Annotated in this window: 23 protein-coding genes; 12 read left to right on the top strand and 11 right to left on the bottom strand. The window is 74.4% G+C overall.

The features are described from left to right. The first annotated feature begins 82 nt into the window (after window positions 1-82). Window positions 83-751, top strand: a complete 669-nt coding sequence (phoU, locus tag BXY45_RS15130; RefSeq protein WP_109775353.1) for a phosphate signaling complex protein PhoU — start codon at window positions 83-85, stop codon at window positions 749-751. Window positions 752-867: 116 nt separating this feature from the next. On the opposite strand, the gene BXY45_RS15135 is transcribed toward phoU, so the two are convergent. Together BXY45_RS15135 and mshA are read right to left on the bottom strand one after the other, a co-directional pair. Further along, on the bottom strand, window positions 868-1,608 hold the full coding sequence (locus tag BXY45_RS15135; RefSeq protein ID WP_109775354.1) for a phosphoglyceromutase: 741 nt from the start codon (window positions 1,606-1,608) through the stop codon (window positions 868-870). A gap of 81 nt (window positions 1,609-1,689) precedes the next feature. Beyond that, window positions 1,690-2,958, bottom strand: coding sequence for a D-inositol-3-phosphate glycosyltransferase (gene mshA / locus BXY45_RS15140; protein WP_342799566.1), 1,269 nt, complete (start codon window positions 2,956-2,958; stop codon window positions 1,690-1,692). Window positions 2,959-3,077: 119 nt separating this feature from the next. On the opposite strand from mshA, the gene BXY45_RS15145 reads away from it, so the two are divergent. Continuing rightward, complete coding sequence (locus BXY45_RS15145; protein WP_109775356.1) at window positions 3,078-3,920, top strand: class I SAM-dependent methyltransferase; 843 nt, start codon at window positions 3,078-3,080, stop codon at window positions 3,918-3,920. A gap of 12 nt (window positions 3,921-3,932) precedes the next feature. Here BXY45_RS15145 and BXY45_RS15150 read toward each other — a convergent pair whose 3' ends face one another. From BXY45_RS15150 to BXY45_RS15160, 3 genes are read right to left on the bottom strand one after another with little or no spacing between them, the layout of a single operon-like run. Beyond that, complete coding sequence (locus tag BXY45_RS15150; RefSeq protein WP_109775357.1) at window positions 3,933-4,259, bottom strand: DUF2516 family protein; 327 nt, start codon at window positions 4,257-4,259, stop codon at window positions 3,933-3,935. A gap of 44 nt (window positions 4,260-4,303) precedes the next feature. Next, window positions 4,304-4,741, bottom strand: a complete 438-nt coding sequence (dtd, locus tag BXY45_RS15155; RefSeq protein ID WP_109775358.1) for a D-aminoacyl-tRNA deacylase — start codon at window positions 4,739-4,741, stop codon at window positions 4,304-4,306. A gap of 16 nt (window positions 4,742-4,757) precedes the next feature. After that, entirely contained in the window at window positions 4,758-5,816 is a 1,059-nt protein-coding gene (locus BXY45_RS15160; protein ID WP_109775359.1) for an asparaginase, read from the bottom strand. A 66-nt stretch (window positions 5,817-5,882) separates the two neighbouring features. On the opposite strand from BXY45_RS15160, the gene BXY45_RS15165 reads away from it, so the two are divergent. Further along, entirely contained in the window at window positions 5,883-8,207 is a 2,325-nt protein-coding gene (locus tag BXY45_RS15165; protein WP_146211226.1) for a putative bifunctional diguanylate cyclase/phosphodiesterase, read from the top strand. A 12-nt stretch (window positions 8,208-8,219) separates the two neighbouring features. On the opposite strand, the gene BXY45_RS23870 is transcribed toward BXY45_RS15165, so the two are convergent. Then, on the bottom strand, window positions 8,220-8,765 hold the full coding sequence (locus BXY45_RS23870; protein ID WP_177524097.1) for an RsiG family protein: 546 nt from the start codon (window positions 8,763-8,765) through the stop codon (window positions 8,220-8,222). A gap of 154 nt (window positions 8,766-8,919) precedes the next feature. Here BXY45_RS23870 and BXY45_RS15175 point away from each other — a divergent pair, with 154 nt between their 5' ends. Then, window positions 8,920-9,183 carry a hypothetical protein gene (locus BXY45_RS15175; RefSeq protein WP_146211227.1) on the top strand — a complete coding sequence of 88 codons (264 nt, stop codon included), beginning with the start codon at window positions 8,920-8,922 and terminating at the stop codon, window positions 9,181-9,183. Between the two features lie 46 nt (window positions 9,184-9,229). On the opposite strand, the gene BXY45_RS15180 is transcribed toward BXY45_RS15175, so the two are convergent. After that, on the bottom strand, window positions 9,230-9,751 hold the full coding sequence (locus BXY45_RS15180) for a heme-binding beta-barrel domain-containing protein (RefSeq protein ID WP_109775362.1): 522 nt from the start codon (window positions 9,749-9,751) through the stop codon (window positions 9,230-9,232). 332 nt (window positions 9,752-10,083) lie between these two features. Between BXY45_RS15180 and BXY45_RS23390 the strand changes: the two genes are divergently transcribed. Further along, a complete protein-coding gene (locus BXY45_RS23390) occupies window positions 10,084-10,260 on the top strand; it encodes a hypothetical protein (RefSeq protein ID WP_170131544.1) in 177 nt (58 codons plus the stop codon). A gap of 17 nt (window positions 10,261-10,277) precedes the next feature. Here BXY45_RS23390 and ygfZ read toward each other — a convergent pair whose 3' ends face one another. From ygfZ to BXY45_RS15195, 4 genes are all read right to left on the bottom strand, one after another. Further along, window positions 10,278-11,390, bottom strand: a complete 1,113-nt coding sequence (gene ygfZ / locus BXY45_RS15185; protein WP_211319606.1) for a CAF17-like 4Fe-4S cluster assembly/insertion protein YgfZ — start codon at window positions 11,388-11,390, stop codon at window positions 10,278-10,280. Window positions 11,391-11,487: 97 nt separating this feature from the next. Then, window positions 11,488-13,149: a malate synthase A gene (aceB, locus tag BXY45_RS15190; protein WP_245961847.1), complete on the bottom strand. Its 1,662-nt coding sequence runs from the start codon at window positions 13,147-13,149 to the stop codon at window positions 11,488-11,490. 58 nt (window positions 13,150-13,207) lie between these two features. After that, window positions 13,208-13,357 (bottom strand): hypothetical protein, encoded by a 150-nt coding sequence (locus BXY45_RS23395; protein ID WP_170131545.1) that lies wholly within the window; start codon window positions 13,355-13,357, stop codon window positions 13,208-13,210. A gap of 148 nt (window positions 13,358-13,505) precedes the next feature. Continuing rightward, window positions 13,506-14,267 (bottom strand): hypothetical protein, encoded by a 762-nt coding sequence (locus BXY45_RS15195; protein WP_109775364.1) that lies wholly within the window; start codon window positions 14,265-14,267, stop codon window positions 13,506-13,508. Window positions 14,268-14,430: 163 nt separating this feature from the next. Here BXY45_RS15195 and BXY45_RS15200 point away from each other — a divergent pair, with 163 nt between their 5' ends. The 7 genes from BXY45_RS15200 (at window position 14,431) to kdpB (ending at window position 23,935) form a co-directional block, all read left to right on the top strand. Then, entirely contained in the window at window positions 14,431-15,177 is a 747-nt protein-coding gene (locus BXY45_RS15200) for a winged helix-turn-helix transcriptional regulator (protein ID WP_109775365.1), read from the top strand. 105 nt (window positions 15,178-15,282) lie between these two features. Next, entirely contained in the window at window positions 15,283-16,245 is a 963-nt protein-coding gene (mshD, locus tag BXY45_RS15205) for a mycothiol synthase (RefSeq protein ID WP_425468334.1), read from the top strand. 12 nt (window positions 16,246-16,257) lie between these two features. Continuing rightward, entirely contained in the window at window positions 16,258-18,594 is a 2,337-nt protein-coding gene (locus tag BXY45_RS15210; protein WP_109775367.1) for an RNA degradosome polyphosphate kinase, read from the top strand. Window positions 18,595-18,604: 10 nt separating this feature from the next. Further along, a complete protein-coding gene (locus BXY45_RS15215; protein WP_109775368.1) occupies window positions 18,605-19,741 on the top strand; it encodes an NUDIX hydrolase in 1,137 nt (378 codons plus the stop codon). 296 nt (window positions 19,742-20,037) lie between these two features. Next, window positions 20,038-20,127 carry a K(+)-transporting ATPase subunit F gene (gene kdpF, locus BXY45_RS15220; RefSeq protein ID WP_109775369.1) on the top strand — a complete coding sequence of 30 codons (90 nt, stop codon included), beginning with the start codon at window positions 20,038-20,040 and terminating at the stop codon, window positions 20,125-20,127. Then, complete coding sequence (gene kdpA / locus BXY45_RS15225; protein WP_109775370.1) at window positions 20,127-21,800, top strand: potassium-transporting ATPase subunit KdpA; 1,674 nt, start codon at window positions 20,127-20,129, stop codon at window positions 21,798-21,800. Before kdpF ends, kdpA begins: the two co-directional genes overlap by 1 nt. Continuing rightward, complete coding sequence (gene kdpB, locus BXY45_RS15230) at window positions 21,797-23,935, top strand: potassium-transporting ATPase subunit KdpB (RefSeq protein WP_109775371.1); 2,139 nt, start codon at window positions 21,797-21,799, stop codon at window positions 23,933-23,935. The genes kdpA and kdpB overlap by 4 nt, the downstream gene beginning before the upstream one ends. The last annotated feature ends 8 nt before the right edge of the window (window positions 23,936-23,943 follow it).

The raw sequence follows: 23,943 nt of genomic DNA on the forward strand, positions 1-23,943 counted from the left end.
CGTTCACCGTGCCGCGCCAGGCTCGTCGGGTCACGCCCCGAGCACCCGCACCGGGGCGTCCCCACCGTCAGGAGAGAACCCCGTGCGCGACCTCTTCCACTCCGAGCTGGACCAGCTCGCCGAGCGCCTGCAGGAGATGTGCGGCCTGGTCGGCGCGGCCATGGGCAGCGCCACGCGCGCACTGCTCGCCGCCGACCTGCGCCTGGCCGAGAGCGTCATCGCCGCCGACGTCCAGATCGACGAGGCGCAGCGCGAGCTGGACGAGCGCGCCGTCGCCATCCTCGCTCGCCAGGCCCCCGTGGCGACCGACCTGCGCGTCGTCGTGGCGTCGCTGCGCATGAGCTCCAGCCTCGAGCGCATGGGCGACCTCGCCCGTCACGTCGCCCTGCTGGCCCGCCTGCGCTACCCCCACAAGGCCGTGCCGGGCGAGCTGGAGCTCGTCTTCGCGGAGATGGGCGCCACGGCGCAGCGCATCGCCTCCAAGGCCGGCCGGGTCATCGCCACCCGCGACCTCGCACTCGCGGCCGAGCTGGCCAAGGACGACGACGCCCTCGACGACCTGCACCGCCAGGTCTTCGCCGCGGTCTCCGGCGAGGGGTGGAGCGCCTCCCCCGAGACCACCGCGGACATCACCCTGGCGAGCCGCTTCTACGAGCGCTACGGAGACCACGCCGTCTCCCTCGCCAAGCGCATCAGCTACCTGGTCACCGGAGACCTCGACGGCATCGGCGAGCCCGCCCCCACGGTCTAATCACCGGCTGACGTCCCACCCATCACGCGACGAGACCCCCGGCCGGTGCGGCAGGGGGTCTCGTGCGTCGGGCGGTGGTTCAGCGATCAGTGGTTCATCGATCAGTGGTGCTGTGGTCAGCGGCCCTGGTTGGCGACGGCGGCAGCGGCCGTCGCGGCGGCCTCCGGGTCGAGGTAGCGGCCACCGGGGGTGGTGGGGCGCAGGTCCTCGTCGAGGTCGTAGAGCAGCGGGATACCGGTGGGGATGTTGAGGCCGGCGATGTCGGCGTCGGAGATGCCGTCGAGGTGCTTGACCAGCGCGCGCAGCGAGTTGCCGTGCGCGGCCAGCAGCACCGTCTTGCCGGCCCGCAGGTCGGGCACCACGGACTCGTGCCAGTACGGCAGCATCCGGTCGACGACGTCGGCCAGGCACTCCGTGAGCGGGGCGTCCTCACCGAGGTCGGCGTAGCGGGGGTCGGCGTCCTGGCTGAACTCGCTGCCGCGCTCGATGGGCGGCGGCGGCACGTCGTAGGAGCGGCGCCAGGTCATGAACTGCTCCTCACCGAACTCGGCGAGGGTCTGCTTCTTGTCCTTGCCCTGCAGGGCCCCGTAGTGGCGCTCGTTGAGGCGCCAGCTGCGGCGCACGGGGATCCAGTGGCGGTCGGCGGCGTCGAGGGCCAGGTGCGCGGTGGTGATGGCGCGCCGCAGCAGGGACGTGTGGACGACGTCGGGCAGCAGGCCCGACTCGGCCAGCAGCTCACCGCCGCGCGCGGCTTCGGCGCGGCCCTTCTCCGAGAGCGGAACGTCGACCCACCCGGTGAAGAGGTTCAGGGCGTTCCACTCGCTCTCGCCGTGGCGCAGCAGCAGCAGGGTGCTCATGGGCGCGACCCTAGCCGGGCGCCCTGCGCCCCACTCTCCCCCTTCCCGCACTTTCCGCGGCAAGTGCGGGAAGTGTGGGGCTCAGGCGCTGACGCGGCGGCGCCCGTCGAGCGCAGCGGCGTAGCTGCGCAGCACCCCGTCGGCGCTGGCGCCCCATCCGAAGCCCTCGGCGTGACGGCGGGCGCCGGAAGCCAGGCGCTCCCGCTCGGCGGGGTCGGCGGCGAGTCGTTGCAGGGCCGCGGCCCAGGCACGCGGGTCGTGTCCGTCGACGAGGACGCCGGAGATCCCGTCCGACACGGCCGTGGCCAGCCCGCCCACCCGGGCGGCGACCACGGGGGTGCCGCAGGCCTGCGCCTCCAGCGCCACGAGACCGAACGACTCGTTGTAGCTGGGGACGGCCACGAGGTCCGCGGCGCGGAACCACTGGGGCAGCACGTCACGCGAGGCCGGAGGCTCGAACCTCACGACGTCGTTCACCCCGGGCACCCCCGCCAACCCGAGGTGCGCCGCCAGGCCCTCGAGGTCCTGCGCGTGCCCGCCGACACCCGAGCGCCCGCCCACCACGGCCACCACGAGCCGGCGGCGCAGGGCCGCGCCCTCGCGCCGCAGGAGCTCTGCCGCAGCGCGCAGGAGCACGTCCGGGGCCTTGAGTGGCTGCACCCGCCCCGCGAAGACGAGCACGAGAGCGTCCGGCGGCAGATCCAGCGCCCGGCGGGCGGCGGCACGGCCTCGGTCGGCGCCGGCACCCGGGGAGAAGCGGCGCAGGTCGACCCCGGGGGGCACCACGTCGACGCGCTCGGGAGCGGCGCCGTACCTGTCGACGAGGTCGCGGGCCTCGTCGGCGGTGTTGGCGAGCAGCCGGTCAGCGGCCGCCACCACCTGCTCCTCCCCCAGGATGCGCGCCGCCGGCTCCGGCGCGTCTCCAGCGGCCAGGTGGGCGTTCTTGACCTTGGCGAGGGTGTGGGAGGAGTGCACCAGGGGAACGCCCCAGCGGTCGGCGGCGAGGTCGGCCACCTGCCCCGACAGCCAGTAGTGGGAGTGCACGAGGTCGTACCAGCCGGCGTCGCGGCGCGCCTCGGCGCGCAGCACCCCGGCAGCGAAGGTGCACATCTGCGCGGGCAGGTCCTCCTTGGCGAGCCCCTCGTAGGGCCCGGCCGCCACGTGGCGCACGAGCACCCCGGGCGCCAGCTCCACCTCGGGCGGGGCCGCCGAGGACCGCGCGCGAGTGAACACCTCCACCTCGGTGCCGCGCCGGGCAAGCTCCCGGGCCAGCTCGACGACATAGACGTTGAGGCCGCCCGCATCGCCCGTGCCGGGCTGGTCGAGCGGCGAGGTGTGCATGCTCACCATCGCCACGCGGCGCGGCGGATCGCCGGCGTGGTGGCGATGGCGGGAGCGGCGGAACGGCACGGGCGCGACGGTACCCACGCTCGGCCCCTCCTCCCAGCCGGCTGGCACCATGCGGGTGCGTGCCCGCCTCCCGCCCGCCCCAGCGCCCAGCTGGACGACCCGTGGGCCGGCCCACCCGCGGCACGACGGGCACCAACCGCCTGCGGCGCCTCGACCGCTGGCTCACCGGCCCCGCGGCGGCGCTGCTGCGCGCCACGGACGACCCGCTCGTCGTCGACCTGGGCTACGGCGCCTCCCACACGACGACGGCGGAGCTCGCCGCCCGCCTGCGGGTGGTGCGGCCCGACGTCGAGGTGGTGGGCCTGGAGATTGACCCCGAGCGGGTGCGGCTGGCCACCGAGGGCCTGACCCGGGCAGGGGTTGAGGCCAGCGGGGTGCGCTTCGCGCTCGGCGGGTTCGAGCTGGGGGCGCCCGACGTCCTGGGCGGCCGGCGGCCGGTGGTGGTGCGTGCGGCCAACGTGCTTCGCCAGTACCCCGTCGAGGAGGTGGAACCCGCCTGGCGGCTCGTGGCGCAGCGGCTGGCTCCCGGCGGGGTGCTCCTGGACGCGACGTGCGACGAGATCGGTCGCCGAGCCGCCTGGATCGTCGTCGACGACGACGGCGCGCCGCGCTCGCTGGTGATCTCACTGCGCCAGGCGGGGCTGGAGCGGCCCGGTGTCGTCGCGGAGCGGCTGCCCAAGGTGCTCATCGAGAGGAACGTGCCAGGCGAGCCCGTGCACGCATGGCTGGCAGCGCTGGACGACGCGTGGGCCCGCGAGGCGCCGCTGGCCGTGTTCGGGGCGCGGCAGCGGTTCGCCGCGGCGTGCGCCCGCGTCCGGGAGGACGGGTGGCCCGTGCTCGGCAGACCCGCGCGGTGGCGGCTCGGCGAGGTGACCGTGGCCGCCTCGGCGGTGGGGCTCTAGCTCAGCAGCGGGTCACCAGCCGCCATACGGGCCTCCGGAGGTGCGGCCGCCCGGCCCCTGCACCGACCGCAGTGCCGGGCGCACGCTCGTGAGGAAGATCGCCGCGATCGCCACGGCGATGACGGACAGGAAGTTCAGCGGGTTGAACACGAGCACGAACCCGAGTGCCGCGGCGGCCGCGGTGAGCGCCACCCACAGCACCTTGGTCTGCTTGCCGGCCGCGGTGTACGCGTCCTTGCGGAACCGCGCGGCTTCGATGAGCGCCCAGACCTCCAGGCCCAGCGCCGCGACGCCCAGCACCGTCAGCACGAAGCCCTGGCCGATCCCGATGAGGTTCACCCCGCGATGGTAGGCGGAGGGACCGACCGGTCGCCCCGGACGGACTAACCCGGCGAGCGCGTGTCGAGCAGGATCGTCAGCGGACCGTCGTTGACGAGCTCCACCGCCATGTCCGCGCCGAACACCCCGGTACCCACCCGCAGGCCCCGCTCCCGAAGGCCCTCGACGACGGCGGCCACCAGCGGCTCCGCGACGTCACCGCGGGCTGCGCCGGCCCACGTCGGCCGCCGACCCTTGCGCGTGTCGGCCAGCAGCGTGAACTGGCTGACCACGATGACCGGGGCGCCGACGTCGACGGCGGACAGCTCCCCGCGCAGCACGCGCAGGTCGGCCACCTTCCGCGCCACCTGGGCGGCGTCGTCGGGGCCGTCGTCGACGGAGACACCGACGAGGACCACCAGGCCCGGGCCGTCCAGGGACGCCACCACCTCGCCGTCCACCACCACGCGGCCGGAGGAGGCGCGCTGCACCACAGCCCTCATCGCGCGCTCCCCGGCGTCACAGCAGCCCGTCCGGCAGGGCACGCGCTGGCGGCGACGGGGCCGCGGGAAGCACCTGCGGGAGCACCGCCCTCACCGCGCCCACGGGACGGCCGTGGCCGAGCACCGGGACCCGGCCGACCTCGTCGAGAACGGCAGCCTCGACGCCGAGGGCGCGCAGCACCGCCGCCAGCACCACGGGACGCGGCCGGTCACCACCGTCGAGCACCTTGAGCGCCACGCCCCGCCCGTCCGGCAGACCGGCCGCGTAGACGCCCTCCGCGCCGTCCTTGGCGACCAGACCGGGGACGCCGGCCATGAGCGCGGTGACGTCCCGGCCGGTGCCACCGACCATCTCGGGGTGGGTGCTCATGGCCCGGGCGACGGCGGCTTCCGGGCTGCCGGGGGCCTGCTCCGGGGCTGCGGCGATCCGCCCGAAGGCACGCGCCAGCCCCGACAGCGGCAGCGAGTGCAGCGGCGCCCCGCAACCGTCGACGGTGGTCAGGTTGTGGGCGCTCGACCCCAGGTCCGCGACGGTCGCCCGGACCTGACGCTGGAGCGGGTGACCGACGTCGAGGTAGGTGCCGGTGTCCCAGCCGGCCGCCACGCACGCCGCGAGCATCGCCGCGTGCTTGCCGGAGCAGTTCTGCGCCAGCGGCTGCGGGCCGTTCCCGGCCGCGCGCCAGGCCGCGGCGGCCTGCGCCCCATAGGGGAGGTCAGGGGTGTTCCGCAGTGACGACGGGCCTAGGCCGGCCGCGGCGAGCAACTCCAGCACGCCGTCGAGGTGCCGCTGCTCGCCACTGTGGCTCGCGCAGGCCAGCGCCAGCAGACGGCGGGAGCGGTCGTCGTCGTCGGAGAGATCGAGACCGGCCTGCAGCGCCGCGACGGCCTGCAGCGGCTTGAGGCTGGAGCGCGGCCAGACGCGCACGTGAGGGTCGCCCAGGCCCGAGACGGCCTCGCCGTCGGGACCGGTGATCACGAGGTGCCCCAGGTGCACGGACTCCACGAGGGGCCCTCGGACGACGGCGGCCAGCGGTGCGGCGAGCCCGGCGAGGGAGAGGTCGAGCGGCTGCGTCACCGCGGCAGCATCGCGGATCCGGGTCGCGGCGCTGCCAGCGGGCCGCTGGTGCGGGAGAGTCAGAGGGTGGCGCGCGCAGGACGGAGACTGGCGACGGTCCGTGACGTCGCCGCTGCCGTCGGTATGGCCGTCGCGCTCGCGGCGGCCGTCGCCGTCGTCGTCCTCCTCACGATCGTGGTCGCGCTGCAGCCACCGGCGACCGCGGTGCGGGTGCTCGGAGCGGTGCAGGTCGTCGGGGTGCTCGGCGTGCTCGCGGGGGTGCTGTGGAACCGGCCGGCCCGCCCCCTGGTCTGGTGGGTGCTGCTGGCGGTGTCGGTGCTCTACGGCGCGGCGTGGTGGGGAGTCGTGCTCGACGCCACCAGCGTCTACGTGGGGCTGGCGTGCACGGGGGTCTTCGTGGGCCTCGGTCGCGTCGTCGTGATCGCGGGCCGTCTGTCAGAGCGGGACGCCGCCATCGACGCCGTCGACGTGTCCCTGCTGGCGGTGGCCGCCGCGTCCTCATCGCTGACGCTGCTGGCCGTGCTCCACATCTCCCCGGGCGCGTCCCCGCAGTCGTGGGGGCCCATGAGCACCGCGGAGGTGTGGCTCGCCGCCCAGGCATCCGGGACCGTGGTGGTGGCGGCTGCCGGTGCCTGGGCGGTGGCCACCGGGCGGCTGCGCTCGGCTTCGGTGCAGCTGCTCGTGATCGTGGCCGGGTCGCTGCTCGTGTGGCACGTGGCGACCATCGCCGAGGCCCTCACGCGCGGGTACGTCCCCGGCACCATCGCCGACGCTGCGCTCGTGCCCGCGTGGTCGGCGTTCGCGGCCGCGGCCTGGCACCCGTCGATGAGGGCGCTGGGCCGCCCCGTCGCCCCGTCCGGCCGTCGGTTCCCCGCCACCCTGGCCGTGCTGGGCGCAGGGGTGACCCTCGTGCTGCTGCCCGGCCTCAGCCGGTGGACGGACGCCGCCGAGCCGACACCGCTGCTCGTCGCGGCCTCGGCGCTCACCGTCGCCCTGCTCGTCCTGCGGCAATGGCTGACGACGCGGCGCGCTCGCCGCAGCGGCGGGGTCGACCCGCTCACTGGCCTGGGCACCCGACGTACGCTGCTCGAAGCCCTCGCCGCGCGCCTGGCTGACCCGTCCAGCCCCGCAGCGCTGCTGTGCGTCGTCGACCTGGAGGCCTTCGCCGACGTCAACGCCACCCGCGGCCACGCCGCCGGTGACAGCGCCCTGGCTGTCGTGGCGGAGCGGCTGGAGCGCGCCGGTCCACCCGGGTCACGCACGTACCGCACCAGCGGCGACGGGTTCGCGGTGCTCGCCCCGGACGACGGCACCGGGGGCTCCCCGACGAGCGAGGGCGGGGCCGAGCCCTCCGCCACGGCCCGCCGCCTGCTGGAGGCCCTCGAGCCCGCCGTCGAGGTCCCGGGCGGCCACGTGCGCCTGCGTGGCCGCGTCGCGGAGGTACGCCTGCCCGGGCGTCCCAGTGACGACCCGGACGACGCCGAGGCCGTGGCCCGCGGGGCAAACGCCCAGCTCGGAGACGCCGAGCTGGCCCTCGTCGAGGCCGTCCGCCGCCGGGCGCCGCTGATGCGCGCCACGCCCCAGCTGCTGGCCACCCGCCACGACGAGCGGGTGCTCGCCTCCCGACTGCCCACGGCGGTCGCCAGCGGCGAGATCGTCGCGCACTACCAGCCGATCGTCAGGCTCGGCGCCTCGTTCCCCGATGACCGCGTCTCCGGGCACGAGGCGCTGGCCCGCTGGCACCACCCGGAGCGGGGGGTGCTGGGCGCCGAGTCGCTGGTGCCCCTCGCCGAACGCCTCGGGGTGGTGCGGGACGTCGACGAGGCGGTGCTGCGCGCCGCTCTGCGCGACTGCGCGGCCTGGCGCGCGGGCGGTGCAGCGGACCTGACCGTCTCGGTCAACGCCTCCGCGAGCACCCTGCTGCGCCCGGACCTGCCCGCGGTGGTGCTCCGGGCGCTCGAGCACGAGCAGCTGCCGGGCACCGCGCTCGTCCTGGAGATCACCGAAGGCTCCTGGCTCACCGACCGGCAGCGCATCGCCGAGCGGCTGCACGTGCTGCGCGAGCACGGGGTGCGGGTGGCCGTCGACGACTTCGGCACCGGCTACGCCTCGCTGGACTACCTCGTGAGCTTCCCCGTCGACTCGCTCAAGGTGGACAGGTCGCTGGTCCGCCGGATCGTGGAACCGGCGTGCTGCCGCCTCCTGGCGCGCGTCGTGGAGATCGCCAACGACCTCAGCATCCTGCCCCTCGCGGAGGGCGTGGACACGGCCGAGCAGGTGGAGCTGGCCAGAAGCCTGGGCTTCCGGGCGGTGCAGGGGTACGCCGTCGGCACGGCCGTCCCGGCGCCCGGGACGACCAGCGAGCCACCGCTGGCGGAGGCGACGTCCTGATGTGACGGTGCGTCAGCCGACGCGGAGGCGACGGCCGAGCTCCTCGGTGAGCTGGCTCTCCACCTGCTGCACGCGGCGCCGCGTGGTGGAGAGGCGCTGCTCGATACCCCGCAGGTGGTCGATGATCTCGGTGAGCTCGGCGTCCGACAGCTCCCCCGGTGCGGAGGTGCGCACGTCGGCCACGGCGAGCTCGGCCTCACGGCGGTGCTCGCCGATGCGGCTCGGCTCCACCGAGAGGAACCTGCCGATGCCCCGGGTGGTTCGCGTCTCGTCGGCGAGGATGCGGGAGAGGGCCTGCGCCAGCTCCGCATCGCTGCGAGCGGCCCCGCGGCCGGGAGCCGGCAGCTCCCCGCTGCGGTGCGCCCGCTCGGCGTCCAGGAGGTCGAGGCGGCCCTGGAGCAGGCGGCGGACGTAGGAGAGGTCGGCCTCTTCCTGCTGCGCATCGTCGCGCCGGGCCCGGAGAACCTGGTCGTCCAGAGACGAGAGGTCGTCGGAGAAGGCGGGGTCGAGCACGTGGTCGAGCCGTCGCCGCCCACCGGGCCGGTAGTCCAGCGTCATGACCCGAGGGTAGCCGCGCGGAGCCGCCGGGGTGGGCTCCTTGGAAGGGCGAGCCTCCGGCGTGCCGTCGCAGGCACGCCGAACGCCTCCGCCGGTGCGGGCGTGGCGTCGCCTGGCACGTGCGTGTCGCCCACGGGTGACGCACCATTCCCGGGTGACACCGTGGCAGCGTGGCCCCGGAAGTGAACCGGGTGACCTCTTTCTCGATCCTTCCCTTCCCGACCCCGAGCGCGTCGTGGTCTCGTGCGGCACGTGGACCGCTGAGGCGACCCACGTGTGGACCGGCCGGGGGTGGTCGCGCCTTCTCACCTGCCCGGTGCGTCTGGTGCCCGGCGCCACGGCGCCTGACCACGCCGGCCCCTTCGCCGAGGACCCCGGTCAAGGCGTGCTGCTGGAACTCCCCCGCCTGGCCTCCTGAGGCCTCCTGAGGACTCCTGGGCGACTGCAGACCCGGTGGCGCCGCGTCAGCCGACGCGGCGCAACCGGGCTGACAGGCGCGGGTGCAGCGGCTCGGTGGAGCTGGCCACGTCGAGCACCCAGAGGAGGTCTCCCTCGACCTGCCCGAACGTGCGCTTGGCGGCGGTGTAGTCGCTCGCCCCCGCCGTGCGGACCACCGCGTCGGTGACCATCTCGACGCGGGTGCCGAGCACGCGCCCGACGAACACCTCGACGATGCCCGTGGGGTGGGCCAGCAGCAGCTCCACGTCGACCCCCGGCTTGCCCGGGGAGGACTGCTCGGCAGAGGTCCGCCAGTAGCCGGTCTCGGTGTCGAGCGGCTCGGTGCGCCGCCCCTCCGCATCGAGCCGCCACACGCGGGAACTCCAGCTCAGGAAGCCGCGCTCGTCAGCGATGACGTCGACCTCCTGCCCGACCTGGGACTCACCGGCCTCCGGGGAGGCGATGACCCCCGCGCCGGCCCAGCGGCCCACGAGCCAGCTGAGCGGGACGAGGGAGGCCGGCAGCGATGCGTCGATCTCCAGGGGCATGGGTCAGCGCTGGCCCTTGAACAGCCTCAGGACGACGTAGAACGAGAACCACATGATGACGACGCTGCTCAGCACGAGCAGGCACAGATAAAAGGTCTCCAGGGCCTGGATGCTCACCCCCGGCAGACTACCGGCGCGCGACCGGGCCGCCCGCCGCAACAGGGCCCGGCGAGCCGTCCCCAGGTGCGATCTGCGACACGTCCGAGGCCCTGCTCCCAACGTCCCCCGCATTCGGTAACTGAGCGATTACCGTGAGCGATGTCTACAGGTCCGGGCGTCGTCGCCCGGGATGACGGGGATTCGCAGACGAGGCTCGAAGGACGGTGGCGGACATGGAGCTCCTGCTGGTGGCCATCTCGTGGGTGGTCGGCTCTGTCGTGGTGGGCCTCGTGGTGTGCGGGGTCGTCGCACGGGCCGATCGCGCGGCAGCCCGAGCCGTCGGGCCGCGCGGCGCGGCGGCGCTGCCCGCCGCCGTCCTCGCCCTCCTGCCTGCCGACTCGACCCGCTGAGCTCGCGCCGGCCGTCCTCAGACGGTCGGACGGCGCGGCGCGGCCACCTGCGGCCGGGCGTGCGCCGGAGCCACGTCGGGGTCGACGACGACCTCCTGCGCGGCAGCCACCCCGTCGACGACGAGGCGCGCGTCCACCGGCGTCGTCCGCTTGACCAGGGCCAGCGCGACGGGCCCCAGCTCGTGGTGGCGGACCGAGCTCGTGAGGTGGCCGACAGCGCGGCCACGCTCAACATCGATCACCTCGGCCCCCGGCGGGGGCAGCGCGGCACCGGAGCCGTCGAGGTGCAGCACCACGAGCCGACGGGGCGGGCGTCCCAGGTTGTGAACCTTCGCCACCGTCTCCTGCCCCCGGTAGCAGCCCTTGGACAGGTGCACGCCCGTGCGGAGCCAGTCGACCTCGTGAGGGATGGTCCGCTCGTCCGTCTCCGCCCCCAGGCGCGGGCGCCACGCGGCCACGCGCAGCGCCTCCGAGGCCCACGTCCCGGCCAGCGGCCGGTCGCCCACGGCAGCGACGAGCTCCCCGCGGGGCACGAGCAGCTCGCGCCACGGCCGGTCGGCGCCGGGGTGCTCGTCGTCGGAGGGGCCGTAGCGGGTGGACGACGGCGAGGTGCGCGGCCACGGGTCGACCCACGCCAGCGGCTCACCCGGCAGCGACTCCCGGCCGACGGGCTCGCCGAGCACCGCCCACTCGTCGGTGACGTCGGCCACGTCCACCCGCAGCATGAAGCGCATCGAGTCGAGCCACGCGGCGGCCGGGGCGCCCTCCCCGGGCTCGAGCACCAGCCAGGTGGCCTCGCCGTCGTCGACGACGTGCAGCGCATGCTCCACGCGGCCCTCAGGGCTCAACAGCAGCGACTCCACCGACGTCCGCGGCGGCAGGTCGAGCAGCCGCTGGCTCGTGAGGGAGTCGAGCCAGCGCAGGCGGTCCGGTCCCGAGACGCGCACGACGCTGCGATGGGACAGGTCGACGACGGCGAGCCCCTGCTCGAGCAGCCGCTGCTCGCGCACCGGGTCTCCGTAGTGCCAGGCCACGCCGGCGTCGAGACCCCCTCCGTCAGCGCCAGCCTCGACAGCTCCGGGACGGTCCAGCAGCGGGCTGCGCCGCTTCCTGCTCTCGGGGGTGCTCACGCCGGGTGCAGCGCCGGACGGGGGCCGCAGCTTCCCGTCGTCGTCGTCCTGTTCTCCGACGTCGTCTCCAGCGTCTTCTGCAGCGTCTTCTCCAGCGTCACGGGCCGACGTCCACCGCGGTGGTGAGGAACGGGGGGAAGTCGTCGGCGAGGGCTACCCGCTCGAACAGCTCCCCCGCCTCGCGGGCACGCGCCGCCGCGGCGGCATCGTCACCGGCGGCAGCGACGAGCCCGTCGACGACCTCCGTCAGCAGCGCCCTCACGCGCTCGGCGGTCACCGGCTCGCCGTCCTCGGTGGTAGCGCCGGCGCGCACCCACTGCCAGACCTGGGAGCGGCTGATCTCGGCGGTGGCGGCGTCCTCCATGAGGCCGTCGATGGCGACGGCGCCGCGCCCACCCAGCCACGCCGCGAGATAGCGCACACCGACGCTGACGTTGGTGGCCAGGCCGGCGCCGGTGACGCGGCCCGCGGCGGGCGGCAGGTCGAGAAGGAGGTCGGCGCTGACGGCGGGGCGCTCGTCGGCGTGGGCGGCGAGCTGGTTCGGTGCCTCGCCGAGCACCGCGTCGAAGGCGGCGCGGCCGGTGGCCACGAGGTCGGGGTGGGCCACCCACGAACCGTCGAAGCCGTTGCCGGCCTCGCGCTCCTTGTCCGCGGCGACGGCGGCCAGGGCGCGGGCCGCGGCCTCGGCGTCCTTGCGGCTCGGCACGGCTGCGGCCATGCCGCCGATGGCGTGCGCGCCGCGGCGATGGCAGGTGCGGACGAGGGCTCGGGCGTAGGCGCGCATGAACGGCGTGGTCATCGTCAGGGCCGACCTGTCGGGGAGCACGAACGCGGCGCCGGCGTCGCGGAAGGTCTTGATGGTGCTGAACAGGTAGTCCCAGCGGCCGGCATTGAGGCCCGTCGCGTACGGGGCCAGCGCGTGCAGCACCTCCTCCATCTCGAAGGCGGCGGTGATGGTCTCGATGAGTACCGTGACGCGCACGGTGCCCTCGGGCAGCCCGAGGTGCGCCTCGGCGTCGGCCAGGACGTCGTGCCACAGGGCCGCCTCGGAGGCGTGCTCGAGCTTGGGCAGGTACAGGTAGGGGCCCGAACCACGGGCGATGAGCTCGGCGGCGTTGCCGTCGAGGAACAGCGCCGCGTCGACCAGCGCTCCGGCGACGACCTCACCATCGACGAGCACGTGCGCCTCGTCCATGTGCCACCCGCGGGGCCTGACGACCAGGGTGGCGAGACGGCCCTGCGTGGGCAGCGACCATGCGGTGCCGTCGCCCGTGGTTCCCGACAGTGTGCGCCGCACGACGTCGCGCAGCACCGCCTGAGCCCCGACGACGTTGCGCCAGTGCGGCGTGGAGGAGTCCTCCAGGTCGGCCATCCACACGAGCGCCCCGGAGGTCAGGGCGTTGTACGCCATCCGCGGTTCGGCCGGCCCGGTGATCTCCACGCGCCGGTCTGCGAGGTCCGCGGGGGCCGGGGGCAACTGCCAGTCACCGTCGCGCACGGACGCCGTCTCGGGGGATGGCGCCAGCGTGCCGGCACCGGAGGCTGCGCGCCGGAGATCCTCACGTTGGGCCAGCAGCTCGCTGCGGCGGGCGCCGTGGCGGCGGTGGAGGAGGGCCACGAGGGCCAGCGCGGACGGGGTCAGCACCTCCTCCGCGCGCGGCGGCACCGGGCCGCCGTGCTCGACGACCACGCCGTCGGGCGGGCCGCCGGGCAGGTCGAAGGGGGCGCTGGAGCTGTCGGAGGGCCCAGGTGTCACCACCGGCCGGACGCTACCGCCATCCCGCGCGACGCGGACCGGCAGAGCGGTCAGCAGACGGTCAACGAGCGGCTTGACCCCGACGTTCCAGGCGCTGCACCGCAGCGGCGCTGGCGGCGTTCTGCCGCGCCGACGGCACGAGGGCCAGCTGCACCAGCCGGATGACGACGAAGGCCGCTAGCACCACCAGCAGGAGAGGCAGGACGTCCACCCCTCGACGGTGACAGAGCACCTGCCCGGGGGCCTGGCGACACGCCGTCACAGCACCCGGCGGACCACGACGTTCACCGGAGCGGCCGATCTTCACAGGCGCCGTCAGAGCAGCCGTCAGAGCAGCGTGGGCTCAGAGCAGCGTGGGCTCAGAGCAGGAGGGGACCGAGGAGCCCGACCACCGCGCCGCAGGCGGCCACGGGCGCGGCGGCCCGGCCGAGGGAGGGCAGCGCCCGCGAGGCGGGCGCGAGCGGAGCGAGCACCATCGCCACGAGGACGACGACGGCCGCCGCCACGCCTCCGAGGAGAGCTCCGCCGCCGGCGGCCGCTCCGGCCAGCATCGAGCCGCCGGCACCGGCACTGGCGCCGACCGCGAGGGCCACGAGCGCCGTCACCGGGCGGGGTCCGGGCAGGGCGCACGCCAGCGAGGCCGTGGCGACGGCCGCCGCCACAGCGCTCGTCGCTGCAGGAGCCGAGGGGGACGCGGCCGCGGCGATCCATCCGCTCGCGAGGCCCGCGAGGAGCAGGCCGGTGACCGCTCCACCGAGCCCGTCGACCACGCGGGGGCGCAGATCGCGTCGGAGCATCTGGTGGGTGAAGGCCCCGAGAACCGCCACCGCCAGCACCGCGGGCAGGGCGCGCAGCGGTTCGCGCCCACCGTCCAGCGCGGCGGTGACCCCCGTGGCCAGGGCGGCGAGCGCGCCGGCGCCCCCCACCACGGCGGCGCTGCCGCGGGGGCTCGGGAGCAGCAACAGGCCCGGCCACCCCAGAGCCAAGCTGGCGGACACGAGGACGACGGCGGCGGTAGCCGGTGCAAGGCCCGCCAGCCCCGCCAGGGCCAACAGCCCGGCCAGACCCGCGGCGACGAGCGCCGAGCGGACCGAGGGGGTAGCTCGTCTCGCGGGGGTCACCCCGGGATCGTCCCACCGTTGGGGGGTCGCTCCTCTCAGGGCCGAGTGGGCTGGGTGATGGCGCTGGAGCACTCCTGTCACCTATCGTTCATCTCGTCGTAGCGACGTCGCACCGGCGCGGCGCTTCGTCGCGGCGAGTGCTACCCGTTCTCCGGAGGACGCCGTGGCCCAGCTCCTGCTGTTGACGAACGCGCTCGCCCCCTCGGCTGAGGTGCTACCCGCACTCGGACTGCTCGCGCACTCCGTGCGTGTGCTGCCCGCCGAGCCGGCAGCGCTGGTCGACGCCCCACCCGCCGATGCGGTCCTCATCGATGCGCGCCGCGAACTGGCCTCGGCCCGTTCGCTGTCCCGCCTGCTGCGCACCACGGGTGTCAGCTGTCCGCTGTTCGTGGTGCTCACCGAGGGTGGTCTCGCCGCTGTGGCGGCGGACTGGGGCGCTGACGATGTGCTGCTCGACACCGCCGGCCCCGCAGAGGTCGAGGCGCGGCTGCGTCTGGCCGTGGGTCGCGCGGCCCTCGCCGAGTCCGACGACGACGCCCCGGAGGAGATCCGCGCGGGAGACGTCGTCATCGACGAGTCGACCTACACCGCGAAGGTCCGTGGTCGCTCCCTCGACCTGACGTACAAGGAGTTCGAGCTCCTCAAGTACCTCGCGCAGCACCCTGGCCGGGTCTTCAGCCGCGCCCAGCTGCTGCAGGAGGTGTGGGGGTACGACTACTTCGGCGGCACCCGCACCGTCGACGTCCACGTCCGTCGGCTGCGCGCCAAGCTCGGCCCCGAGCACGAGCAGCTCATCGGCACCGTGCGCAACGTCGGCTACCGCTTCGTGCCTGCCAACCGGGAACGCCGCGAACTCGACCTGCGCTCCGGTGCGGTGCTCGCCGAGGACGACGCCGTCGCCGACCACTGAGGCCGACCACTGAGGCCGACCACTGAGGCCGACCACTGACAGCGTCAGGCACCCCCGCAGGCCTAGCCTGCGGGGGTGCCTGACGCTGCTCGTGACGCCGGGGGCCTGCGCCCCCGGGTGCTGACGTCCCTCGCCGACGGCGAGGCCGCCGCCGTAGAGGCCCTGGTGGAACGCGCCGCGGACGCCGACGGCGGGCACCCGCTGTCCGAGGCGTCGCGGCTCGCCCTGCGCGACCCGGCGTCCGGCGCGCACCACGTGCTCATCGCTGCGCTCGACACTCCCGCCGACGTCGTCGGATACGCCCAGCTGCCCCGCGAGGGCGGGGCCGAGCTGCTGGTGGATCCCGCGGCGCGGCGCCGCGGTCTCGGCAGCTCCCTGGCCGAGGTGCTGGAAGCCCTCGCCGACAGTGCAACCAGCAGTGCAACCAGCAGCGCAACCAGCAGTGCGACCGGGGGCGAGCTGGCGGTCTGGGCCCACGGCGGGTCCCCCGCGGCAGCCGCCCTCGCGCGACGCCGGGGCTATCTGCCGGTCCGGGAGCTGCAGCACCGCACGCGCCTGCTGGGCCCGCAGGCGCCGTTGCCGCCCGTGGAGGTTCCCGACGGCGTCGTCCTGCGCTGCTTCGAGGTCGGCCGCGACGAGGGAGCGTGGCTCGCCCTCAACGCGCGGGCCTTCGCGGACCACCCCGAGCAGGGCCGCTGGACCGACGCCGACCTCGCCGCCCGCCTCGCGGAGCCCTGGTTCGACCCGCGCGGGCTGGTGCTCGCCGTCGATGTCCGGGACGGGAGGCTGCTCGCCTCGCACTGGACGAAGGCGGAGGGACAGGCCGGCGAGGTCTACGTCGTCGCCGTGGACCCTGCTGCGCAGGGCAGGGGCCTGGGCCGCGTCGTGGTGCTCGCGGGGCTGCACCACCTGGACGCCACGGGCTGCGCCTCCGCCGAGCTGTACGTCGAGGGCGACAACGCTCCCGCGCTGCGGCTCTACGAGCGCCTCGGGTTCACCCTTGACAGCACCGACGTGCTGTACCGGCGCGGCGGGGCCCAGCCCGGGCTGGTGCCGGCCGCGGGCTGAGAGGATGGCGCCATGGCGAGCACCACGAGCGAGCAGCCGGTGACGGGCTCGGACCCCTCCACCGGAGCGACACCAGCTGGCGAGGGCGCGGAGCCGCAGGCGGCGAGCGCCCCGTCCTCGAACGCGTCGGCCCCGGGTGACGCGACCATCGACCTCGAGGAGGCGCTCACCGAGCACCTCGCCGCCGAGGACGACGAGACCGAGGAGCACACCGGTGCCGTCGAGGTGGCCGAGGAGCCGGCCGAGCCGCAGCCGCTCCCCGCAGACCGGTTCCTCGATCGTGAGCTGAGCTGGCTGTCGTTCAACCAGCGCGTCCTCGAGCTCGCGGAAGACCCGTCCGTGCCGCTGCTGGAGCGTGCACGGTTCCTGGCGATCTTCGCGAGCAACCTCGACGAGTTCTTCATGGTGCGGGTGGCGGGCCTCAAGCGCCGCATCGCGACGGGTCTGGCGGTGACCGCCGCGAGCGGCCTCGAGCCGCGGCAGGTGCTCGCTGCCATCAGTGAGCGCGCCCACGAGCTCGTGGAGCGCCACGCGCGCGCCTTCACCGACCAGGTGCGGCCGGCGCTGGCCGCCGAGGGCGTCCGGATCGTCAGGTGGGACGAGCTGGAGCCCACCGAACAGGACCGCCTCCACGAGTTCTTCCGGGCGTCGGTGTTCCCGGTGCTCACCCCGCTCGCCGTCGACCCGGCCCACCCCTTCCCGTACATCTCGGGCCTGTCGCTCAACCTCGCCGTGGTGGTGCGCAACCCCACCACGGAGAAGGAGCACTTCGCGCGCGTCAAGGTGCCGCCGCTGCTGCCGCGCCTGGTGCGGGTCGAGCAGGGCAAGGGGACGGCAGCCGCCAAGACGGCGCGCTTCGTGCCACTCGAGGACGTCATCGCCGAGCACCTCGACCAGCTCTTCCCGGGCATGGACGTGGTGGCACACCACACCTTCCGCGTCACCCGCAACGAAGACCTGGAGGTGGAGGAGGACGACGCCGAGAACCTCCTCCAGGCCCTCGAGAAGGAGCTGCTGCGGCGCCGCTTCGGGCCTCCGGTGCGCCTGGAGATCACCGAGGAAGCCGACGGGCACGTCCGCGACCTGCTGGTCCGTGAGCTCGGTGTCGACGAGTCCGAGACGTACGTGCTGCCGGCTCCGCTCGACCTGCGCGGCCTCAACGCCGTCGCCGACCTCGAGCGGCACGAGCTGAGCTTCCCGACCTTCGTGCCCAAGACCCACCGCCACCTCACCGACGGTCGCGAGTCGAGCCAGCCGCGCAGCATCTTCGCCGCGGTGCGTGCGCGCGACGTGCTGCTGCACCACCCGTACGACTCGTTCTCGACATCGGTGCAGGCCTTCCTGGAGCAGGCCGCCGCCGACCCGAAGGTGCTGGCGATCAAGCAGACGCTGTACCGGACGTCGGGAGACTCGCCCATCGTCGACGCCCTCATCGACGCGGCCGACGCCGGCAAGCAGGTGCTCGCCCTGGTCGAGATCAAGGCCCGCTTCGACGAGCAGAACAACATCACGTGGGCGCGCAAGCTCGAGCAGGCCGGCGTGCACGTGGTCTACGGCATCGTCGGTCTCAAGACGCACTCCAAGCTGTGCCTGGTGGTGCGCCAGGAGGGTGACCGGCTGCGCCGCTACTGCCACGTGGGCACCGGCAACTACAACCCCAAGACCGCGCGGCTCTACGAAGACCTGGGCCTGCTGACCTGCGACGACGAGGTCGGCGAGGACCTCACCAAGCTGTTCAACCAGCTGTCCGGGTTTGCACCGCGCACGCGGTACTCGCGCCTGCTCGTGGCGCCGCGCTCGTTGCGGCGCGGCCTGGTGCAGCGCATCGAGCGGGAGGCTGAGCACCACCGCGCGGGCCGCCCGGCCCACATCCGCATCAAGGTCAACTCCATGGTCGACGAGGCCATCATCGACGCGCTGTACCGGGCGTCGCGGGTGGGCGTGCCGATCGACGTCGTCGTCCGGGGTATCTGCGCCCTGCGTCCGGGGGTACCCGGGCTCTCGGAGACCATCCGGGTGCGGTCGGTGCTCGGGCGCTTCCTCGAGCACAGCCGGATCTTCGCCTTCGAGGGCGGCGGTGACTCCGAGGTCTACATCGGCAGCGCCGACATGATGCACCGCAACCTCGACCGCCGCGTCGAGGCGCTGGTGCGGATCCGCGACGTCGAGCACCAGCGGGCCCTGGTGGACCTGATCGACCTCGCCGCCGACGCAGGGACTGCCAGCTGGCACCTCGGCCCCGAGGGCACCTGGCAGCGGGCCGCTGTCGACAGCGAAGGAGACCCGCTGCTCGACCTCCAGGATTTCCTCATCGCCGCGCGCAGCAACCGTCGCGCCCGCCGGCGCTGAGGGGGCCGTCATGGCCCCCCACGTCGCGGCGGCTGCCCACCCCGAGCCGCCCGAGCAACCCGAGGAGCCGCCCTTCACGGCGCTGCCCTCCGCCGTGCACCACGCCCGCTTCCCCGGGCCTCCTCATCGCGAGCCGGACCGTCGCGAACTGGACTTCGGGGGGCACGACGACGGCGAGACGCCCCAGCAACCCGACGCCCGCGGCCAGAACCCGCCGCTGCCGCTGGTGCGGGCGGCGGGGGCTCTGTGCTGGCATCGCGCACCGGACGGGAGCCTGCGGCTGCTGCTGGTGCACCGCCCGCGCTACCGCGACTGGTCGTGGCCCAAGGGCAAGCTGGAGGGGGCGGAGCTGCCGCCGGCCGCTGCCGTGCGAGAGGTGGCCGAGGAGACCGGCCTGAGGGTGAGGCTCGGCCGAGCACTGCCGAGCGCCCGGTACGCGCTGGGCGCCGACGCCACCAAGGAGGTCTCGTACTGGGCGGCGCACGTGGCCGATGCCCGCCACCCCGCGCCGCCGCGCCCCGCCGAGGTCGACAGGACCGAGTGGGTCACCGCCGAGGTAGCAGACGCCCGGCTCACCCGCCGGGGCGACCGCGTGCAGCTCCGGGCCCTCCTGGCGGCCGACCGTGCCGGGGCCCTGGACACGTGGCCCCTCGTGGTGGTCCGGCACGGCCACGCCCACCCCAAGACTGCCTGGGGTCGCAGTGACGACGAGCGGCCCCTGGCCGCCCCCGGGCGACGTCAGGCCGAGCGGCTGCCCGAGCTACTCACCGCGTGGCAGCCGAAGCGCGTGGTCTCGAGCCCGTGGCGGCGCTGCACCGACACGGTGGAGCCCTACCTCGAGGCCACCGGCGCGAAGCTCAAGACACGCGGCCGCCTCACCGAGGACGCACACCGCCGCGACCCGTCACGCACGGCCAAGCTCGTGCGGAAGTTGCTCGGCAAGCAGCGGACGGTGCTCCTCTGCACCCATCGCCCGGTGCTCTCGACGGTGTTCGGTGAGCTCGCCGAGCACGCCGCCGACGACGTCGCCGCGCTCGTACCGCAGCACGACCCGTACCTCGGCCCCGGCGAGGTGCTCGTGGCCCACGTCTCGCGCACCACCGGGCTGGTGGTGGCCGTAGAACGCCACCCGATCCCAGCGGGCTGACACGAGTCACCCGCCGCGGTCACCGCGCCCTGCTCGCCGCTGGGCGCTCACGAGCAGCCGCTGCGCACCGGTGCCATCAGCAGGCCTGCAGGCACGCTGACGGAGCAGGCACCCGTCCGGGAGGCGTCAGAAGCACCGGTCGAACCCGTCAGGAGACCGTCAGGACCGCCGTCGGCCCCCTCCGGCGGTGGCTGGATATGCGCCGTGCCTGATCTCGTCTTCGTCGCGCTGACCGTGGTGGTCTTCGCCGTCCTGGCCCTGCTCGTGAGCGGCCTCGAGCGGCTCGGGGGCCAGCGGTGAGCATCGCCAGCGTCGTCCTGCTGCTTCTCGTGGTCGCCCTGGCCGGCTATCTGCTGACCGCGCTGCTGGACCCGGAGCGGTTCTGATGAGCGCCCTGTCCGACTCCGCGGCGGGTTTCCTGACCATCGCCGTCCTCGTGGTGGCCCTGGCCGCCGTCCACGCTCCCCTGGGCGACTTCATGGCCCGCGTGTACACGTCCACCCGGCACCTCCGCGTGGAGCGCTTCCTGTACCGCGTCGCCGGCATCGACCCCGATGCGGAGCAGCGCTGGCCGGTCTACGCCCGCGCCGTCCTCGGGTTCTCGTTCGTGTCGGTCCTGTTCCTCTACGCCTTCCAGCGCCTGCAGGCGTGGCTGCCGCTCTCGCTGGGCTTCGCCGGCGTCGCCCCCGCCACCGCGTGGAACACGGCGATCAGCTTCGTCACCAACACGAACTGGCAGTCGTACTCCGGTGAGTCGACCATGGGTCACCTGGTGCAGGCGGCCGGCCTGGCGGTGCAGAACTTCACGTCGGCGGCGGTCGGCATGGCCGTGGCCGTCGCCCTGGTCCGCGGGTTTACGCGCAGCCGCACCGAGCGCATCGGCAGCTTCTGGGTGGACCTGGTCCGCACCTGCGTGCGGATCCTGCTGCCGCTGTCCGTGGTCGCCGCCGTCGTCATGCTCCTCGGGGGCGTGGTGCAGAACCTTGCCGGGCCGACCGCCTACACGACCATCGCCGGCGGCACGCAGACGATCACGGGCGGCCCGATCGCCTCGCAGGAGGCCATCAAGGAGCTGGGCACCAACGGCGGCGGCTTCTTCAACGCCAACTCCGCGCACCCCTTCGAGGGGCCGACGGCGTGGGTCAGCCTCTTCCAGGTCTTCCTCATGCTGGCCATCCCCTTCTCCCTACCGCGCACGTTCGGCCGCCTCGTCGGCGACAAGCGCCACGGCTACGCCGTCCTCGGGGTGATGGGGGCGCTGTGGCTGGCCGCGGTGAGCCTCACCGTGTGGGCGGAGGTCACCGGCGCCGGCGCCGCTCCGCAGGCCGCGGGCGGTGCGATGGAGGGCAAGGAGGTGCGCTTCGGAGAGGTCCTCACGGCCCTCTTCGGGGCCTCGACCACCTCAACATCGACCGGCGCCATCAACGGCGCCCACGACTCGCTGACCGCCGCGGGCGGAGGCGTGGCGATGCTGAACATGATGTTGGGCGAGGTCTCCCCCGGCGGCACCGGCTCCGGCCTGTACGGCCTGCTGGTCCTCGCGGTCATCGCCGTGTTCCTCGCCGGCCTCATGGTGGGCCGCACCCCCGAGCTGCTCGGCAAGAAGATCGGCAAGGGCGAGGTCACCCTCGTGGCCCTCTACGTGCTCGCCACGCCCACGCTGCTGCTCGTCGGCGCCGCACTCACCGCCGGGATCCCGAGCTTGCGCGACGCCTCCCTCCAGGACGACGGCGCGCACGGACTCTCGGAGGTGCTCTACGCCTACGCCTCCGCGTCCAACAACAACGGCTCGGCGTTCGCGGGCTTCGGCGCCGCCACCGACTACCAGAACGTCGCGCTGGCGCTGTGCATGGTCTTCGGGCGCTTCGTCCCGATGCTGCTGGTCATCGCCCTCGCCGGCCGCCTCGCCTCGCAGGCGCCCGTCCCGGTCACCGCGGGCACGCTGCCCACCCACACCCCCCTGTTCGCGAGTCTCGTCACCGTCGTCGTCATCGTCGTCGCCGGTCTGACGTACTTCCCCGCGCTCGCCCTCGCTCCGATCGCTGAGGCCCTCTCATGAGCACCCCCGTCCTCGACCGCACCTCCCCCGCACCCGACCCCCGTCACCACCCGAAGGACGACGACGACGAGGGCGCCCGCCCGGCCGTCGGCGCCTTCGACGCCCGCTCGCTGGTCTCCTCGCTGCCGGCCGCGCTGCGCAAGCTCGACCCCCGCCACCAGGTGAAGAGCCCGGTGATGTTCGTCGTGTGGATCGGCTCGGCGCTGACCACGGTGTACGCCGTCGTCGACCCCAGCCTGTTCACGTGGCTGGTCACCCTGTGGCTGTGGGCCACCGTGGTCTTCGCGGGCCTCGCGGAGGCCGTGGCGGAGGGCCGCGGCAAGGCCCAGGCCGAGACGCTGCGCCGCACCCGCAGCGAGACGACCGCCCGCAAGCTGCTCGACCGGAGCACCGGTCAGGAGGAGGCGGTGTCCGCGACCGCCCTGCGCCGCGGCGACCTCGTCGTCGTCGAGGCAGGAGAGGTGATCCCCGGTGACGGCGACGTCGTGGAGGGCGTCGCGAGCGTCGATGAGTCGGCCATCACCGGCGAGTCCGCGCCCGTCATCCGCGAGGCGGGTGGCGACCGGTCGGCGGTCACCGGTGGCACGCGCGTGCTGTCCGACCGGATCGTCGTGAAGATCACCGCCGAACCCGGCAGCACCTTCATCGACAGGATGATCGCGCTGGTCGAGGGCTCGGCCCGGCAGAAGACCCCCAACGAGATCGCGCTGGACCTGCTGCTGGCGTCGCTGACCCTGGTGTTCCTGCTGGCGGTGGTCACGCTGCAGCCGCTGGCGGCCTACTCGGGCCAGGCGCAGAGCATCCCGGTGCTGGTGGCGCTGCTCGTGTGCCTCATCCCCACCACCATCGGGGCGCTGCTGAGCGCCATCGGCATCGCCGGCATGGACCGGCTCGTGCAGCGCAACGTGCTGGCGATGTCCGGCCGCGCGGTGGAGGCCGCCGGTGACGTGGGCGTCCTGCTGCTCGACAAGACCGGCACCATCACGTTCGGCAACCGCCGCGCGACCGCGCTGGTGCACCTGGACGGCGTCGAGCCCGGTGTGCTCGCCGACGCCGCCCGCCTGTCCAGCCTGGCCGACGAGACCCCCGAGGGCCGCTCGGTGGTCGAGCTCGTCGACGCCTCGCGCGACGGCGCCGACGACGCTCCGGCGGGCGCGGAGTACGTGGAGTTCACCGCCCAGACCCGCATGAGCGGCGTCGACCTCCCCCTGGGAGATCAGGACGACGACGAGCGCGGCACGCGGATGCTGCGCAAGGGCGCCGCGAGCGCGGTGACGGCGTGGGTGCGCGCCGAGGGCGGCGAGGTGCCTGCTGCGCTGGCCGACGTCGTCGACGGGATCTCGCAGTCGGGCGGTACGCCGCTCGTCGTCGCCGAGCGCGTCGGTGACGCTCCGGCGCGCGTGCTGGGCGTCATCCACCTCAAGGACGTGGTGAAGCCCGGCATGGCGGCGCGGTTCGCGCAGCTGCGGGCGATGGGCATCCGCACGGTCATGGTCACCGGTGACAACCGGCTCACCGCGCAGGCGATCGCCGCGGAGGCCGGTGTCGACGACGTGCTCGCCGAGGCCACCCCGGAGGACAAGCTGGCGCTCATCAAGCGCGAGCAGGCTGGCGGCCGCCTCGTGGCGATGACCGGTGACGGCACCAACGACGCACCCGCCCTGGCGCAGGCCGACGTGGGCGTGGCCATGAACTCCGGCACGTCGGCCGCGAAGGAGGCCGGCAACATGGTCGACCTCGACTCCGACCCCACCAAGCTCATCGAGGTGGTGGCGATCGGCAAGCAGCTGCTCATCACCCGCGGCGCGCTGACCACGTTCTCCATCGCCAACGACGTCGCGAAGTACTTCGCGATCATCCCGGCGATGTTCGCGGGCATCTACCCGGCGCTCGACCGCCTCAACATCATGGGCCTGTCGAGCCCGCAGTCGGCGATCCTCTCCGCGGTCATCTTCAACGCCCTCGTCATCGTCGCGCTCATCCCGCTGGCGCTGCGCGGCGTGCGGTACCGCCCCTCCAGCGCCAGCGCGCTGCTGCGGCGCAACGTGCTGGTCTACGGGCTCGGCGGGGTGGTGGTGCCGTTCATCGGCATCAAGGCCATCGACCTGCTCGTCTCGCTCATCCCCGGCTTCTGAAAGGCACC

The sequence above is a fragment of the Quadrisphaera granulorum genome, from assembly GCF_003149145.1.
GTDB classification, from domain to species: Bacteria; Actinomycetota; Actinomycetes; order Actinomycetales; family Quadrisphaeraceae; genus Quadrisphaera; species Quadrisphaera granulorum.